At 27.1% G+C, this 17,998-nt stretch carries 18 protein-coding genes and 1 other annotated feature; of the genes, 16 read left to right on the top strand and 2 right to left on the bottom strand.

Going from position 1 to position 17,998, the window contains the following annotated elements; all coding sequences use genetic code 11:
• Window positions 1–36: 36 nt before the first annotated feature.
• A complete protein-coding gene (locus CHF27_RS01520) occupies window positions 37–597 on the bottom strand; it encodes a TetR/AcrR family transcriptional regulator (protein ID WP_095404736.1) in 561 nt (186 codons plus the stop codon).
• 212 nt (window positions 598–809) lie between these two features.
• Between CHF27_RS01520 and CHF27_RS01515 the strand changes: the two genes are divergently transcribed.
• The 16 genes from CHF27_RS01515 to CHF27_RS01440 all read left to right on the top strand — a co-directional run bounded on the left by CHF27_RS01515 (window position 810) and on the right by CHF27_RS01440 (window position 16,032).
• Entirely contained in the window at window positions 810–1,652 is an 843-nt protein-coding gene (locus CHF27_RS01515; RefSeq protein WP_095404737.1) for a DegV family protein, read from the top strand.
• A 136-nt stretch (window positions 1,653–1,788) separates the two neighbouring features.
• The gene (locus CHF27_RS01510) at window positions 1,789–3,156 is read left to right on the top strand and encodes a rhodanese-like domain-containing protein (protein WP_330409725.1); all 1,368 of its coding nucleotides are present in this window, start codon (window positions 1,789–1,791) and stop codon (window positions 3,154–3,156) included.
• A gap of 8 nt (window positions 3,157–3,164) precedes the next feature.
• On the top strand, window positions 3,165–3,608 hold the full coding sequence (locus tag CHF27_RS01505; RefSeq protein WP_095404738.1) for a hypothetical protein: 444 nt from the start codon (window positions 3,165–3,167) through the stop codon (window positions 3,606–3,608).
• A gap of 74 nt (window positions 3,609–3,682) precedes the next feature.
• Window positions 3,683–3,928: a binding site (T-box leader), on the top strand.
• Window positions 3,929–3,993: 65 nt separating this feature from the next.
• A complete protein-coding gene (locus tag CHF27_RS01500; RefSeq protein ID WP_095404739.1) occupies window positions 3,994–4,692 on the top strand; it encodes a 5'-methylthioadenosine/adenosylhomocysteine nucleosidase in 699 nt (232 codons plus the stop codon).
• A 16-nt stretch (window positions 4,693–4,708) separates the two neighbouring features.
• Complete coding sequence (trpS, locus tag CHF27_RS01495; RefSeq protein WP_095404740.1) at window positions 4,709–5,713, top strand: tryptophan--tRNA ligase; 1,005 nt, start codon at window positions 4,709–4,711, stop codon at window positions 5,711–5,713.
• Between the two features lie 65 nt (window positions 5,714–5,778).
• On the top strand, window positions 5,779–6,969 hold the full coding sequence (locus CHF27_RS01490; RefSeq protein WP_095404741.1) for a sensor histidine kinase: 1,191 nt from the start codon (window positions 5,779–5,781) through the stop codon (window positions 6,967–6,969).
• Window positions 6,970–6,973: 4 nt separating this feature from the next.
• Window positions 6,974–7,699: a LytR/AlgR family response regulator transcription factor gene (locus tag CHF27_RS01485; protein WP_095404742.1), complete on the top strand. Its 726-nt coding sequence runs from the start codon at window positions 6,974–6,976 to the stop codon at window positions 7,697–7,699.
• Window positions 7,700–7,879: 180 nt separating this feature from the next.
• Window positions 7,880–9,298, top strand: a complete 1,419-nt coding sequence (locus tag CHF27_RS01480) for a carbon starvation CstA family protein (protein ID WP_095404743.1) — start codon at window positions 7,880–7,882, stop codon at window positions 9,296–9,298.
• A gap of 271 nt (window positions 9,299–9,569) precedes the next feature.
• Window positions 9,570–9,908 (top strand): DUF5665 domain-containing protein, encoded by a 339-nt coding sequence (locus tag CHF27_RS01475; RefSeq protein WP_095404744.1) that lies wholly within the window; start codon window positions 9,570–9,572, stop codon window positions 9,906–9,908.
• Between the two features lie 14 nt (window positions 9,909–9,922).
• On the top strand, window positions 9,923–10,414 hold the full coding sequence (locus CHF27_RS01470) for a TraR/DksA family transcriptional regulator (protein ID WP_095404745.1): 492 nt from the start codon (window positions 9,923–9,925) through the stop codon (window positions 10,412–10,414).
• A 51-nt stretch (window positions 10,415–10,465) separates the two neighbouring features.
• The gene (locus CHF27_RS01465) at window positions 10,466–11,248 is read left to right on the top strand and encodes a polysaccharide deacetylase family protein (RefSeq protein ID WP_095404746.1); all 783 of its coding nucleotides are present in this window, start codon (window positions 10,466–10,468) and stop codon (window positions 11,246–11,248) included.
• A gap of 67 nt (window positions 11,249–11,315) precedes the next feature.
• Window positions 11,316–11,768 (top strand): signal peptidase II, encoded by a 453-nt coding sequence (lspA, locus tag CHF27_RS01460; RefSeq protein WP_095404747.1) that lies wholly within the window; start codon window positions 11,316–11,318, stop codon window positions 11,766–11,768.
• A complete protein-coding gene (locus CHF27_RS01455) occupies window positions 11,768–12,679 on the top strand; it encodes an RluA family pseudouridine synthase (RefSeq protein WP_095405104.1) in 912 nt (303 codons plus the stop codon). Before lspA ends, CHF27_RS01455 begins: the two co-directional genes overlap by 1 nt.
• Before the next feature lie 221 nt (window positions 12,680–12,900).
• A complete protein-coding gene (gene pyrR / locus CHF27_RS01450) occupies window positions 12,901–13,434 on the top strand; it encodes a bifunctional pyr operon transcriptional regulator/uracil phosphoribosyltransferase PyrR (protein ID WP_095404748.1) in 534 nt (177 codons plus the stop codon).
• Window positions 13,435–13,542: 108 nt separating this feature from the next.
• Entirely contained in the window at window positions 13,543–14,790 is a 1,248-nt protein-coding gene (locus CHF27_RS01445; RefSeq protein WP_095404749.1) for a uracil-xanthine permease family protein, read from the top strand.
• A gap of 228 nt (window positions 14,791–15,018) precedes the next feature.
• A complete protein-coding gene (locus CHF27_RS01440; RefSeq protein ID WP_095404750.1) occupies window positions 15,019–16,032 on the top strand; it encodes a BMP family lipoprotein in 1,014 nt (337 codons plus the stop codon).
• Between the two features lie 82 nt (window positions 16,033–16,114).
• On the opposite strand, the gene CHF27_RS01435 is transcribed toward CHF27_RS01440, so the two are convergent.
• Entirely contained in the window at window positions 16,115–17,887 is a 1,773-nt protein-coding gene (locus tag CHF27_RS01435; RefSeq protein WP_095404751.1) for an Rqc2 family fibronectin-binding protein, read from the bottom strand.
• Window positions 17,888–17,998: the final 111 nt, after the last annotated feature.

Here is a 17,998-nt window from a genome sequence, read left to right as displayed (position 1 = left end):
ATCTCAAAATTCTTATATTTTTGAGATAGTCCTTTTTTAGTACCACTTATTAATTAAAAATGTTGCTATATTTTCATAGGGTAATTTCTCAGTCTTTAATAGACTTTGAATTACAAGTCCATCTACTATAGATATGAGAAGGAAGGAAAGTGCCTCGCTAGATTCTTTATTATCAATAAAGCTTTTTTCAATTTCAGATTTAAGTGTATTTCTCCACTGTATATATTTAACTCTAATTCTTTCTTTTAAAGGTTCATTTCCTGTTATAGCTTCACAAATAAGATACATGTGTACTCGACCAGTACTTTCTATGGTAGTTATTTTATTTATTATAAATTCAACTATTTTATCTTTAGGTGATTCAGTTTTTATATTTTGGACACAATTTAAAATTGCATCAGTTATTATATTTAAGTGGGAATCGGCAATGCTAAATATTATATCGTCTTTTGAAGAGTAATGGTAGTATAAAGTACCTTTACTAATACCCACTGAATTTGCAATATCAGCAAGACTAGTATTTTTTATACCGTTTTTTGTAATTAGGTCAGTAGCTGCAATTAAAATATTTTGTTTCATATTATTGTTTGGTTTCATATAATCAACCTTTCTATGTTTAGCGAACAATTGGTAAATCAATAATATTATATAGGTGTAAAATTTTATTGTCAACAAATCTCATATATTATGAATTTGATATGATGATTAATGTATTGACTTTCAAAGCTAATAAATATAAAATAATATTAATTATCGGTCGACCGACCGACCGTTAAATAATATATGAAAATTTGAGAGGAATTATTAATATGAATAAAATAAAATTGATAGTAGATGGATCTTGTGATTTATCAAAGGATATATTACAAAAATATGACATAGAGGTTGTAGCTCTTAATGTTCAATTTGGGGAAGAAAGCTTTGTTGCAGGTGAGGAAATTGATAATGAAACTTTTTATAAAATGATGTCAAATTCAAAAGAATTGCCTAAAACATCTTGTCCATCACCTGATAAATTTATAGAATCATACAATTGTAATGAAGATAATGTTTTAGTTTTAACTTTAAGTTCTAAGTTATCAGGAACTTATTCAAGTGCAGTTTTAGCAAAAAATATATTTTTAAAAGAATATAAAGATAAAAATATACAAATAGTAGATACAATGAATGGTTCTATAGGGTTTGGACTTTTAGTAATAAAAACAGCACAATTAATACAAGAAGGTAAGTCTATAGATGAAATAGTATCAATTATAGAGAAAATAAAGAATGAAGTTATGTTTTACGGAACACTAGAAACATTAGAAAATGCAATAAAAGGAGGTAGAGTAAAGCCATTAGCAGGAAAAATTATAAATTCATTGAATTTTAAAGTTATAATTCAAGTAGCAGATGGAATAGTTAAACCTGTAGATAAGGCTAGGGGAGAAGGAAATAGTCTTAAAAAGTTGATTGAATATATAAATTTAAATGTGAATGATTCAAAAGATAAAACTTTAGCAATAGGACATTCAAATTGTAAAGAAAAAGCACTTAAAATAAAAGAAATGATAGAAAAACAACATGAATTTAAAGAGACTATAATAAGTGAAGTTGGTTCAGTAATGGGAACATATACATCATCAGGAGCCATTTTAGTTAGTGTACTATAAATAAAATCTATAGACAAAGATTTAATTATATTTTTTATCTATAATATTTTACTTAAGTGCAAGTATTATATAGTATAGAATACGTAATTATTTAAATGTAGTTGAATTTTAAAAGACATAGAAAGAAGGTACATCAGTGAAGAAAATAATCAAAAAAGTTGCTATAAGTTCTATGCTTATATTAGGCATGGTAGGATTAGTAGCATGTAGTAATGAAAAAACTAAAAATCAAGTTTCAAAAGAAGTTACAACTAAAGAGATTTCTACTGAAGACTTAAAATCAAAATTAGATGATAATTCTTGGATAATAGTTGATACTCGTATTAATGATTCTTATAATGGATGGATATTAAATGATGAAAAAAGAGGAGGGCATATATCTAAAGCAGTTGATTTCTCAGCAAACTGGTTAGATGTAGATTCAGAAAAGAAAGAAGAAACTTTAGATAATGCTTTAAAAAATAAAAAAATAGATAAAGATAAAAATATAGTGTTATATGATGCCAATAAAAAAGATGCGAAAAAAGTAGCATCGTATTTAGATGAAAAAGGATATAAAAATTTATATATATATGATATAAAAGATTGGGCTAAAGATAAATCTTTACCTATGGAGAAGTATAAAAATCATGAAATGCTAGTTCCGGCTAAAGTTGTAAAAAATATATTAGATGGAAGTAAACCTTCAACGTTTGAAAATTCAAAAAATATTAAAATTGTAGAAGCTAGTTGGGGAGAAGAAAGTGAAGCATATTCTAAAGGGCATGTACCTACTAGTGTTCATATAAATACAGATACTATAGAACCGCCACCAGCTTGGATGTTAGATAGTGATGAAAATTTAAGTAAATTTGCACTAAATTATGGATTTACTAAAGATGATACTATTGTAGTTACTGGATTAGATACTATGGCTTCTTACAGAGTGGCTACTGTACTTCGTTATATAGGAATTAACGATGTAAGAGTTTTAAATGGTGGAAATAATGCATGGGTTGCTGCAGGTTATGAGTTAGAAACAAAAAGTAATAAAAAAACTCCAGGAACTGAATTTAAGGGAGCAATACCAGGCAACGCAGATTTAATAGATACAATTCCAGAACTTAAAGAACAATTAAAAGATAAAGATAAATTTGTGTTAGTAGATAATCGTACATGGGATGAATATATAGGAAAAGTTTCAGGATATAGTTATCATAATAAAAAAGGACGTATACCAGGAGCAGTTTATGGATATGCAGGTACAAGTGCTACTACTTTAGAGGATTATCGTAATATAGATAATACTATGAGAAATGCAGATGAAATAAAGGCTTTATGGAAAAAAGCAGGAATAGATACTAACAAACATCTTACATTTATGTGTGGAAGTGGATGGAGAGCTGCAGAAGTTTTAACTTATGCAAATGTAATGGGACTAAAAAATACATCTTTATATAGTGATGGATGGATAGGATGGAGTAATGATGCTTCTAATCCTACTGAAACAGGGGAACCTAAATAGGAGTTGATATGAAAGATAAAATTTTTTTTAAAATACTTTATATAATAACATGTATAATTCAGCTAATAGCATTATTAAGTGGATTTGTAATTGAATATTTGACAAAGAAAAAAGCAGGTGTTATGCATCATGTATATTATAGAAAATATCAATTTGCAAATGGAATATTTTCAGCACAAAATATACAGATTATGAATATTGTATTTATATCATTATGCATATTGTTTTTTATGATTTTAATATATACTATAAAAAAGGGCAAAAGTAAATTTTATAAAGCTCAAGTGTTAATAGCTTCAATAATAAGTTTTTTAATTTACATAGTTATAAATAATAACTATTTTATTGAGAGAATATCATATTATTATTTTATAATATTTTTTATAGTAGCATTAATTATACAAATACTTAATATTTTTATATATGCGATTTTAAATAAAAATAAATCTTAGGAAAATATAAACTTTTAAATTAAGTGGGTTGACAATTTTTATTGTAAGTCATATTATAAAATAAAAAAGAATATATTAATCCTATGAAAAGGAATAGTAGCTAAATGTATATTCAATACAGAGAGTTAAGGATGCTGAGATCTTAACAAGAAATGATTTAGTGAATGGACCTTAGAGGAATAAGGGGAAATATAATTGATAAAATATTATAAAGTATCCATAATCGTGACTGCACGTTATAGCAGATATTAAGAGATATGCATTTGAAATTTTGTGTATATAATTTAGGTGGTACCGCGGAAAATATATCCGTCCTATTAATTTAGGGCGGATTTTTTAATTATCATAAAAAGTGTGTAAAACACTAAAAACTAAGGAGGAACTAATGAATAGAATAGGTATAATAGGAGCAATGGACGAAGAGGTAGATATATTAGTTGAGTTAATGAATGTTAAAAATACATTAGAAAAAGCAAGCTTGAAATTTTATGAAGGTAAAATAGAAGGTAGAGATGTAGTATTGGTAAGATGCGGAATAGGAAAAGTAAATTCAGCATTATGTGCTCAAATTTTAATAAGTGAATTTAAAGTAGAGGCTGTTGTAAATACAGGGGTAGCAGGTGCTATAAATTCAGAGTTAGATGTACAAGATATAGTAATATCAACTGATGCAATTCAATATGATGTAGATGCTACTGTTTTTGGATATAAAAAAGGAATGATACCTAGAATGGAAAGTTCAATATTTACAGCAGATGAAAGGCTTATAAATGCAGCATATCAATCATCTGTAGAGGAAGTTAAAAATCATAAAGTTTTAAAAGGAAGAGTAGTAACAGGAGATAAATTCATAAGTTCTAAAGAATTAAAAGATGAATTAGCTAATGAATTTAATGCTTATTGTGGAGAGATGGAAGGGGCATCTATAGCACATGTATGTTCTTTAAACAATGTTCCTTTTGTAATAATAAGAGCTATGTCGGACAAAGCAGATGGAAGTGCAGATGTTACGTATGAAGAATTTGTTGTAGATGCAGCTCATAATTCTAAAGATATAGTATTAAAAATGTTAAAAGCAATATAATTTGGGAGGTATAAAGATGAGTGATAAAAAAGTAATATTCAGTGGGGCTCAACCATCAGGAAAGATGACTCTAGGAAATTATTTAGGTGCAATAAAAAACTGGACGAAACTTCAAGATGAATATGACTGCTATTACAGTGTTGTAGATTTACATGCAATAACAGTACCTCAAGAAGCTAAAAATTTAAGATCTAATACTATGGAATTGCTTGCTCAATATTTAGCTTGTGGACTAGATCCAGAGAAAAATACTATATTTATACAATCACATGTAAGTGCACATACAGAACTTATGTGGATATTAAATACAATGACTTATATGGGTGAGTTAAGTAGAATGACTCAATTTAAAGATAAATCTCAAAAAAGTGAAGCAAATTTAAATGCAGGTTTATTCACTTATCCAGTATTAATGGCAGCTGATATACTTTTATATCAAACTGATTTAGTACCAGTTGGGGAAGATCAAAAACAACATTTAGAGTTAGCTCGTGATTTAGCTAATAGATTTAATAATAGATATTCACCTACATTTAATATACCAGAGGGATATATACCAAAGGAAGTAGGAAGAGTAATGAGTTTACAAGAACCTACTAAGAAAATGAGTAAATCAGATTCAAATGAAAATGGATATATCCTCTTAGCAGATGATGCAGATACTATAAGAAGAAAGATAAAAAGAAGTGTAACTGATTCTTTAGGTATTGTAGCATATAATGATGAACAAGTTGGAATTAAAAATTTATTAGAAATATATTCTCAATTAGATAATAAAAAAATAGAAGATTTAGTTGCAATGTATGAAGGTAAAGGTTATGGGATATTTAAAGAAGATGTAGCAGAAGTAGTTGCAGAGAGTTTAAGACCTATAAGAGAAAAATATGTTGATCTTCTTAATAATAAAGATTATTTAGAAAATGTATATGCTATAGGTGCGAGTAAAGCTGAAAAACAAGCTAGAAAGACGCTTAGAAAAGTTTATAAAAAAGTTGGATTAATAGAAAGAAAGTTTTTATAAAAATATAAACAAGGGCCTATAATTAATATTTATATAGTTATAGGCCTTTTATAAAGGAGAAAATTATGAAAGGGTCTATATTAATAGCGCTTCTAGAGAAGGCAAGTCTATTAGTAGTTTTATTTTTATTAATAAGTAAATTGAAGGCTTTTAAGAAAATTTTTGAAAAAGATAAATATGAAATAGAAGATTTAATAATAATATCTTTAATATTTACTTTTTTAGCTATATTTGGTACATATAATGGAATTGTATACATGGGTTCAATTGTAAATACGAGAGTAATAGCTATTGTTTCAAGTGGAATTTTATTTGGACCAATAGTAAGTATACCAGCAGGAATTTTAGCAGGAGTACATAGATATTTAATTGATATAGGAGGGATAACTTCTATACCTTGTTTTTTATCAAGTATATTAGCAGGTATATTATCAGGCTTTTTACATGGAAAAATAAAAAAAGGATACATAGAATTATATGGAATAATAGTAGGTATGATTTCTGAAAGTTTTACTATGTTACTTATATATTTTATGTCAAAACCTCATACAATGGCCTTAGATATAATTCAGACTATATATATGCCTCTACTTTCAGGACAAATAGCAATAGGCTTTGTAGTATCGATTGTGGAAGGTATAGAAAAGGACAAGAGAGAAATAGAAGCTAGAAATAAAGCTGAAATAAGAGCGCTGCAAAGACAAATTAATCCGCACTTTTTATTTAATTCATTAAATACTATAGCTTCATTTATAAGGTTTGACCCAAATAAAGCAAGGAAACTCATTATAAATTTATCTACATATTTAAGACATAATTTAGAGTCTAATGAAAATCTAATAAGCATAGAAAAAGAAATAAATCAGGTTAAGTCTTATGTTGAAATAGTAAAGGCTAGATTTGGGGATTTATTAAATATAGAATATGATATAGATGATATTGATATAAAAATACCGAGTTTAATTATACAACCATTAGTTGAGAATGCAGTTATTCATGGCATTTTAGAAGGAGAAGAAAAAGGTTGTGTTAAAATATCAATAAAGAAAATTAACGATAAGGTAAGAATATCTGTAATAGATGATGGGATAGGTATAAATCAAAAAATAATAGATGATTTATATAATGATAAAATGCCACAAAATAAAATAGGACTATATAATGTCCATTTAAGACTTAAGTTATTTTATGAAGATGGTTTAAAAATAAAAAAATTAAGTAAAGGTACAGCAATAGAGTTTGATGTTAGGGGGTAAAAAGATGAATGCAATTATAGTAGAAGATGAGTATCCAGCTAGAAAGGAACTGAGGTATTTTATAGAAAATAATAGTAATATTGAAATAATAAATGAATTTTCTAATGGTTTAGATGTACTTGAGTTTATACAAGGGAGCAAAGTAGATGTTATTTTTATGGATATAAATATACCAAAATTAGATGGAATGTTATTGGCAAAAACTATAAATCAATTTAAGAAAAAACCTAAAATAGTATTTATAACAGCTTATGAAAGTTATGCAGTAGATGCATTTTCATTAGATATATTTGATTATATACTAAAACCTTATTCAGAAGAGAGAATAGTATCGATGCTAAAAAAATTAGAATCAACAAAAGATGATAATAATAAAGATGTAAAAAAAATAACTGAAATACAAAATAAAATAAGTCTTTGGAAAGGTAATAAAATATGTGTAGTAAACGTTGAAGATATTTATTATTGCCAGGCACAAGAAAGATATACATATGTTTATACTGATAAAGATAAGTTTATTTTAAGAGAAAGTATATCAGAAGTTGAAAAACTTATAAATAGTAAAGTTTTCTTTAAATGTCATAGATCATATCTTGTGAATTTGACCAAAATAGAGGAAATAGTGCCTTGGTTTAATAATACATATATTTTAAAATTAAAAAATGGAGAATATGAAGTTACAGTTAGTAGAAGTAAGATAAAAGAATTTAGGGAACTTATGCATCTATAAATGCATTTTATGTACCAAAAAATGCATTTAATTACAAAATAAAAACTTTTTTTGCCTAAAAAAGGTATTATAGTATTAAAGAAATTAGGAAAGTGGTTTCCTGAACAGGAAATCAATTTCCTGCTTTCGATATGAAATTATTATTGGAATTATAGTTAATTAAATTTAGGAGGGAAAAGTATGATTAGTTTTTTAGGTGCAATAGTAATACTTATAGCAGGCTATTTTATCTATGGGAAGTTTGTTGAGAAAACATTTGGTATAAACAATCAAAATCAAACACCAGCATTAGCTTATCAAGATGGGGTAGATTATGTCCCAATGGATTGGAAAAAGATATTTTTAATTCAATTTTTAAATATAGCAGGTCTAGGACCGATATTTGGAGCTATACAAGGAGCTTTATTTGGACCAGCAGCATTTTTATGGATAGTATTCGGAACAATATTTGCAGGAGGAGTTCACGATTTCTTATCAGGATATTTATCAATGAAGAATAAAGGAACTTCAGCATCTGAAATAGTAGGTATTTATTTAGGGGAAACTGCAAGACATATAATGAGAGTATTTAGTGTTATACTTTTAGTTTTAGTTGGGGTAGTATTTGTTACAGGGCCAGCAGGACTTTTAAAAACTTTAACTGGAGTAAACACAAGTATATGGGTAGCGGTTATAATAGTATATTATATATTAGCCACTGTGTTACCGGTTGATAAATTAATAGGAAAAATATATCCACTATTTGGAGCAGCTCTTATAATAATGGCTGTAGGAGTTGGTGGAGGACTTGTATTAAAAGGTTATGATATACCTAATATAAGTTTACAAAATTTAAATCCAAAAGGAACACCAATGTTCCCATATTTATTTATAACAATAGCTTGTGGAGCAATATCTGGATTCCATGCTACACAATCACCTCTTATGGCTAGATGTGTAGAGCATGAAGCAGAAGCAAGACCAGTATTCTATGGATCAATGGTTGCAGAGGGAATAATAGCTTTAGTATGGGCTGCAGCTGCTATGTCATTCTTCGGTGGAACACCACAACTTGATGTAATAATAGGTAATGGTGGACCAACAGTAGTAGTAAATACAATAACAAATAGTTTAATGGGTCCTATAGGCGGAGTATTAGCTGTACTTGGAGTTGTAGCTTGTCCAATAACTTCTGGAGACACAGCATTTAGAAGTGCAAGACTTACAATAGCAGATGCATTTAATATTAATCAAGATAAGATAAAAAATAGATTTATCATAGCACTACCATTATTTGCAGTAGGTGTAGCACTTACATTTATAGATTTTACTATAATATGGAAGTATTTCTCTTGGGCAAACCAAACATTAGCAATGATAATGTTATGGGCTGGGTCATCATATCTAGTTAAAAATAATAAGAATCATTATATATCTACAATACCAGCTATATTTATGACAGTTGTAATATTTAGTTATATAATGCAAGCACCAGAAGGATTTAGATTATCAGCTAATATTTCTAATATAATAGGTGTTGTAATAGCGTTATTACTTTCTATAATATTCTTTGTTAAAGCAAAAAAAGTAAAAACAGTAAATAATAAAAAAGTAGCATAAATAAATTAAAATCAAGAACCATAAATAGATTTCATAAAAAATCTATTTATGGTTCTTTTTTATTGTATTTTTATATTAAATTAATCACATACTATTTTTAAAAGTTGTTGTGATTAAATTAATCAATATATAAATTTTAATTTAAAATAAGCATATGATATATTACTCCATTAAATAATTTATTTTTATGTTGAAAATTAGAGTAAAGTGAATTTTTAAAGAAGGGTGTGATTATATCAAAGATAAAAAATCTAAGAATGAATATCATAATATGAGTTTAAATTATGAAGAAATAAAAAAAGCAATAAATGAGATGGATATATCAAGACCTAATAGAAATGATTTAAATTTAATACAAAAATATTTAGAAAGACTTATGCTAATAATTGAAAGAAGTAGAATTAGAGAATATATGATGCTTGCAGATAGCAAAAGAAGGCTGTTTATTATAAATTTTGTGGCAGGATTAGGAAAAGGGTTTGGACAAGCAATAGGTTTTACGTTTCTAGCAGCATTATTATTTTATTTGTTAACTCAGTGGATGGATTTGCCGATAATAGGTCGATACATAGCAAAATTATTAGATATAGTAGATGTATATAGAAAATAGTAGAGGTGATAGCAATGAATATAAATAAATACAAAAAAAAATTATTAAAAGAAAAAGAAAAATTAGATGGATTAATAATTGAAATGCAGGATAATACTTTATTTGGAGATACTACTAAGCATACTAGTGAAAAATATTCGTCTGGAGAACTTTCAAGCTATGATAATCATATAGCTGATATAGCAACAGATGTATTTATGCAAGATATGCAAAATAGTTTAACTACACATGAAAAAGGAAAGTTATATCAAGTTAATTTAGCATTAGATAAAATAGAAAATGGGACTTATGGAATTTGTGACATGTGTAAAAAGAATATAGATGAAGATAGATTAGACATAGTTCCAGAAACTAATGTATGTTCCAATTGTGCTAAAAAACATGATAATTTACCATTAGACAATGAAAATATGGATCAAAATTTCATAAATAGAGGGTGCGATTTTTATTCTCAAGATTTAAAAAATTTAACTGATATAAATAAGAACGGATTATATGATGATTAGGCTATATTAAAAAATTTAAATCATTAATAAAAGAAAAGAGGCCTTTATTTAATGAAAAAACTTATATATTCAATATCAATAGTATCATTAATAGTATTGGGATTGTATACATATAATCACAACAAAGTTTATATAAAAGAAGCTAGTAATATTAAAAATGATATAATGAATGATTATGATGATTTAATAATTAAAAAAGGTAATGATGAGGAAAAAGTAGTTGCACTAACATTTGATGATGGACCAGATGAAGATTTTACTCCTCAAGTTCTAGATATATTAAAAAAATATAATGTAAAAGCAACCTTTTTTGTTGTAGGAGAAAAAGTACAATTTAATCCAGAAATATTAAAAATGGAAAAGGAAGAAGGTCATGAAATAGGCAATCATACTTTTACTCATATAAATGTGGAAAAAAGAAATTATCAAGAAGTAGAAAGAGAGATAAGTAAAACTCAAGAAGCTATAAAAAAAGTAATAGATAAAGAGCCTAAATTATTTAGACCTCCATATAGAGCTATAAATAAAAATATATGTGATATTATAAAAAATAAAAATATGAATATAGTTTTATGGTCTAATTTAGATCCAAGAGATTGGTCAAATCCAGGTGTTTATAGTATAGTAAACACAATAATAACTAAAGTAGAAAATGGAAATATAATATTACTACATGATTATAATAAAGCAAGAACACCTAAATCACAAACTATACAAGCTTTAGAAACTGTAATACCAAGTTTGCAAAAAAAAGGATTTAAATTCGTAACAGTATCAGAATTAATTGATCATGTAAACAAAGATAAAGAAAAAAATCATGAAACTAGAAACTAAGCTTCCATTTAGGAAGCTTTTTTTTGTATAATATTAAAATAGGAATAATTTTAAGGAGGATATGATATTGGTATACGAATTAATAATAGTATTGTTAATAGGAATAGATCAATTATCCAAATGGTGGGCATTAAATTATTTACAAGATGCACTAAGTATACCTGTTATACAAAATGTATTTCATCTTACATATGTGGAAAATAGAGGTGCTGCATTTGGAATGTTTCAAAATAATCAAATTATATTTATAATTGTTGCTTTAATAGCATCTGTATTTGGGCTTTATTATTTACATACAAAAAAAGTGAGTATTATAAGTAAAATGGGAATTATACTTATAATATCAGGAGCTATAGGAAATTTAATAGATAGAGTTAGATTAGGTTTTGTAGTAGATTATTTTGATTTTAGAGTAGTATGGCAATATGTATTTAATATAGCAGACATATTTGTAGTTTTAGGAACAATTTTTTTATGTGTATATATATTATTTTCAGAAGAAAAGAAGCAGGTGAAGTAATGGAAGAAATAAAGGAATTTTTAGTAATAGATGAAGAAGAAGGGGATAGATTAGATGTATATCTTTCAACTCAGTTAGGAGATATGTCTAGAAGTTATATTCAAAAAATAATAAAAGAAAAAAAAGTAAAAGTTAATAATAAAATAGAAAAGGCAAAATATTTAGTTAAGGAAGATGATAAGATAATAATAGAAATACCGGCTCCGAAATTGCTAGAGGTAACTCCACAAAATATTCCTATAGATATTGTATATGAAGATGAGGACTTATTAATAGTGAATAAATCTCAAGATATGGTAGTTCATCCAGCACCGGGTAATTATGAAAATACATTAGTTAATGCAATTTTATATCATTGTAAGGATAAATTATCATCTATAAATGGAGTTATTAGACCAGGAATAGTGCATAGGATTGATAAGGACACTTCTGGACTTTTAATGATTGCAAAGAATAATAATGCTCATAACTCATTAGCAGAGCAGCTAAAAGACCATTCAATAACGAGAGAATATGAGTTTATATGCCATGGTGTAGTTAAAGAAGATAAAATAACAGTAAACAAGCCAATAGGTAGAAATCCTAAAGATAGATTAAAAATGGCTATAGTAAAAGATGGTAGAAATGCAGTAACTCATTTTGAGGTTATAGAAAGATTTGAAAATTTTACTCATATGAGAGCAAGACTTGAAACAGGAAGGACTCATCAAATAAGAGTACATGCATTGTCTATAAATCACCCTCTTTTAGGAGACGTGGTATATGGTCCAAAGAATACTAAATTCAAATTAAATGGTCAAACATTACATGCGAAGAAACTAGGATTTATACATCCTACAACAAAGAAATATATTGAATTTGACTCTGAATTACCAGAGTATTTTAAGGATATTATCAGAAAAATAAAATAATCCTTGCAAAATTTAATATAGGACTATATACTATTAAGTAAATATTATATAAAAAATATAATATAGTCGAAAAGACCTTTAATTGATACAGAGATATCATAAGGCAATTATTTGTATATTACTACATATTTTTAGTAAATACAGCTTCTTGTCTTATGATAAGAAGCTTTTTTAACTTTAGAAAGAAGTTATAAATTAAAACTATTCTCGGGAGGTCAAATATGAGACAAAAAGCTCAATTAATGGACGAAAAAGCAATAGGAAGAGCAATAACAAGAATAAGTCATGAAATAATAGAAAGAAATAAAGGAATAGAAGATGTTGTTTTAGTTGGAATAAAAACAAGAGGTGTTCCAATAGCTGCTAGAATAGCAGGTAAGATAGAACAAATAGAAGGAATTAAAATAAACACAGGTGAAGTAGATATAACACTTTATAGAGATGATTTAGAAAAAATTAATATAGACCCAGTGCTTAATGGTTCTAATATAGAATTTAATATAAATGATAAAACAGTAATACTAGTTGATGATGTATTATTTACAGGTAGAACAGTTAGATCAGCGCTAGACGCTATAATGGATATAGGAAGGCCTAAATCAATACAACTAGCAGTACTAGTTGATAGAGGTCATAGAGAATTACCAGTAAGAGCTGATTATGTAGGAAAAAATGTGCCTACATCAAAAAATGAAATAATATCAGTTAAATTAATTGAAGTAGATAGTGAAGATTCAGTAACTATTAATGAGTAAGATTATAAATTTTAATTAATAAGGTTTGTGTTACCTTTTAATTCAGTACAGAGAGACTGAAAAAGGGAGATTAAGTTCTCCCTAAATAAAAATTTGGGAGGTTTTTTTATGAAAAAAACAATAATGTCACTACAACATCTATTAGCCATGTTTGGAGCTACAGTATTAGTTCCTATATTAACAGGTTTTAATCCATCAGTTGCAATATTTTGCGCAGGTGTTGGAACTCTAATATTTCATTTCTGCACACAGGGAAAAGTTCCTGTATTCTTAGGTTCAAGTTTTGCATTCATACCAGTAATTATAGCGGCAAAAGATGCATATAAAGGAGATTTATCTTATGCACAAGGTGGAATAATGATAGCAGGTCTAATTTATGTAATAATGTCTTTCTTGGTTCAAATAGTAGGAATAGAAAAAATTAAAAAATATTTTCCAGCACAAGTAACAGGGGCTATGATAGCTGTAATTGGTTTGAATTTATTGCCTACAGCTTTTGATATGGCATCAGCAAACTTGATAGTAGCAGGTATAACTTTATCTATAGCAATTGGTATAAATAAATTTACTAAAGGGTTTATAAAACAACTGAGTATATTAATAGCAGTTTTTTCAGGATATGCAATATCCATAGCTATTGGAATAGTAGATATTAGTTCAATTACAAAAGCAAGTATATTTGAAGTACCTGCGTTTACATTACCTAAATTTAGTTTAGAAGCGATAGTAATAATAGCACCAGTAGTTATAGCAGTGTTTATGGAACATATAGGAGATATGACTACGAATGGAGCAGTTGTAGGTAAAAATTTCATAGAAAATCCAGGACTTAATAAAACTTTACTTGGAGATGGTTTAGCTACTATAGTAGCAGGATTTTTAGGAGGGCCAGCAAATACGACTTATGGAGAAAATACAGCAGTATTAGCTATAACTAAAAATTACGACCCAAGTATATTAAGACGTACAGCAATACTAGCAATACTACTTGCATGTATAGGTAAATTTGGAGGATTTCTTCAAAGTATACCAGGAGCAGTAATGGGTGGCATAAGTATTTTGTTATTCTCAATGATAAGCCTTGTAGGAGTTAAGACTATAAAAGACAGCTCTTGCATACAAAATAAAAATAATATAATCATAATAGCAACTATAATGATTATAGGACTTGGAACAACTTATTTAGGAAACAAGGGGATATTAATAGGTATACCTGTAACAGATACTGTAAAAATAACAGGACTAAGCTTAGCGGCTATAGTAGGAATTATATTAAATAGATTATTAAACAATGAAGATTTTAAAAAAGAAGAAAAAAATAAAGCAGTTACAACAAAACCTACAATTGCACAATAAATATATAAGCTGTCTCAAAATTTATGTTGAATTTTGAGGCAGCTTTTTTTATATATTTAAATCTTAATGAATCCTTAATTTAAAATTTTTTTCAAAAAAAATACGAAAATTATTTAAAAGGTATAGACAGAAATAATAAAATCCTATAAAATAAGACTTTGTTACCGAACAAAAACAATGATGGGTTAATTAAAGTTCAGAAAAAAGGGCAGTTAATGGAGGTTAAACATGAAATTTAAAAAGTTATTATCAATATCAGCATCAATTTTACTTGCGACATCTTTACTAACGGGGTGTTCATCTAATAAAGAAAAAGCAAAAAAACTTTCAGTAGCTATTGTATTAGGAGAAGGAAGTATAAATGACCAATCTTTTAATCAATCTACTTGGGAAGGATTACAAAAAGCTAAAGAAGATTTTGGAGTAGATATAAAATACTTAGAATCAAAACAAAAGTCTGATTATGTACAAAATATAGAAACGTTTGTAGATCAAGATATAGATTTAATAGTAGGAGTTGGATATCAATTAGAAGACCCTATAAAGGAAATGGCAGAAAGTTACCCAGAACAAAAATTTGGTTTAATAGATGCAACATATAAAAATATACCAAAAAATGTTGTTCCAGTAGTGTTTAAGGAAGAAGAAGGAGCATATTTAGCGGGTATGATAGCTGCAAAAATGACTAAAACTGATAATGTAGGATTTATAGGTGGAATGACTACACCTTCTATAGAAAAATATCACTATGGATTTAAATATGGTGCAGTATCTACTAATAAGGATGTAAAAATACAAGAACAATATGCAAACTCATTTAGTGATCAAGCAAAAGGAAAATCAATAGCTAAGCAAATGCATGCAGCAGGAGCAGATATAATACTTGCAGCAGCAGGAGATACAGGAACTGGTTCGATAGAAGCAGCTAGAGAAAACAAGAAATATGCTATAGGTGTAGACAGAGATCAAAGTTATTTAGCTCCAGAAAATGTAATAACATCAGTACTTAAAAAATTAAATGTAGCTTCGTATAATTTATCTAAAGAATTAGTTGATGGTAAATTTGAAGGTGGAGTACAAAAAGTATATGGATTAAAAGAAGGAGCAATAGGTATACCTGAAAATACTAGTAAACATGTTCCTCAAGATATAATAGATTATGTTAATAAACAAGCTGAATTAGTTAAAAATGGAAAAGTGATAGTTCCAAGAACTCAAGATGAGTTTAATGGTGCTAAATAGTCTAAAAATTTTCATTTATTATATGTAATTAAAAATAAGCAGTCTCAATATTTTGAGACTGCTTATTTTGTATTTGTATAAATTATTTGATTTTTAATTTAGCAACTAATTCTTCTTCTGGAGTAACATAAATGGTACTGTTAGTTTCGTAAATTACCATACCTGGTTTTGAACCACTAGGTTTTTTAACGTGTTTCTTTTTAGTATAGTCAACAGGAACCTTAGAAGACATTTTGGATTTACTGAAGAAAGCTGCAAGCATAGCACCTTCAAATATAGTTTGCTCTGAAACTTCATGACCTGCACATTTAATTATAACATGTGACCCAGGAATATTTTTAGTATGCATCCATATATCATCATAATCAGCTATTCTTAAAGTTAAGTGGTCATTTTGTTTGTTATTTTTACCGACAAAAATTTTAAATCCTTCAGAAGACATAAATTCAAGCGGTTTTGTAGTAAGAGAAGTTTCCTTTTTAGATTTAGCTTTACCTTGTTGTTTAGCATAGCCAAGCTTAATAAGTTCTTCTCTTATATCTTGAAGTTCTTCCATATTTTCGCAGTTCTCTATACTTAATATAATATTTTCTAAATAATCAATTTCTTCTTTGTTTAAACTCATTTGATGAGTAATTTCTTTTTTAGCAGTCTTTAATTTATTATATTTTTTAAAGTATTTTTGTGAGTTTTCAGAAGGTGTAAGATTTTTATTTAGTCCAATAGTCATATTTTCATAGTTAGGACTGTAAAAATTTGCAACTTCAATATTTTCCATACCTTTTTTAATCATATAAATATAAGCTGTAAGTAATTCACCTTTTAATTTATAAGTATCAGCATTCTCAGCTTCTAAAAGTTCTTCTTCTTGCTTTTTCTGCTTATGATAAAGTCTATCAAGTTTTATAGATATACTTTTCTTTAAATCAGAAGAACGCTGGTGAATTCTATCCTTTATATCTTTAGTTCTATAATAATTTTCAACTATATTAGAGATACTATCATTATTTATAAAAGATAATTCATTAAATAAAGTTAAATTAATACAACTAAAGTCTACAACTCTATCTAATTTTTCGTTTATAACTATACAAGGAGAATAAGTATTGTTTTTTATATCTTGAAATAACTTATCAAATTCTTTATATATTAAATTAAATTCAGTTGTATTTAAATCTTTAATATTAGTATTTTCTAAAATACCTGACCTAAAACATATTTCTTTTGCAACAATAGGACTGATACCTAAAAACTTAGAATAAATAGCCTTAAAAATAGGTCCTTCAAAGTCATTTAAAGTATTTATAAAAGCATCGTTAGATATATTACTAGTAGGGTCTAATTTATCTTGTTTAGGAGGAAGACAATAAGTTTGACCAGGTAATATTTGACGAACTCTACTTATACTAGTTGGAATTCTTTTTGCAGAATCTATAATTTTATCGTCACTAGAATGAGTAAGAATTATGTTACTATGCCTTCCCATTATTTCAATAATAATGTCCTTAGTAGTCTTTTCCTTTAATTCATCTAAGGAATCAATGCTGATTTTTATAATTCTCTCAAATCCAACTTGAGAGATTTTTGTTATATTTCCACCTTGAATATATTTCCTAAAGAGCATGCAAAACATAGGTGCTTTTTTAGGATTTTCTTTTTTATAATTATCTGCTAGGTAAACTCTTGGATTGGAAGCACTAGCACTTAATATTAATTTGTAATTTTCTTTGTTGTTTCTTATATGTAAAACTAATTCATCATCTTCAGGTTGTTGAATTTTATCTATTTTACCACCTAAAAGTTTTGATGATAACTCATTTACTATAGAGTGTATAACTAAACCATCTAAAGCCATAAAATCGCTCCTTTCTTAGACGCAAAACTGTCAATAAATTAATTATTACACATAAAACATATAATGTGAATAGCTTAGCTTTGATAATCTACTTTTTATTAAAATATTCTT

The sequence above is a fragment of the Romboutsia maritimum genome, assembly GCF_002251085.2.
Classification (GTDB): Bacteria; Bacillota; Clostridia; order Peptostreptococcales; family Peptostreptococcaceae; genus Romboutsia_B; species Romboutsia_B maritimum.
The sequence above is the reverse complement of the archived record's forward strand: the minus strand, read 5'-3'. Positions and strand labels throughout refer to the sequence as shown.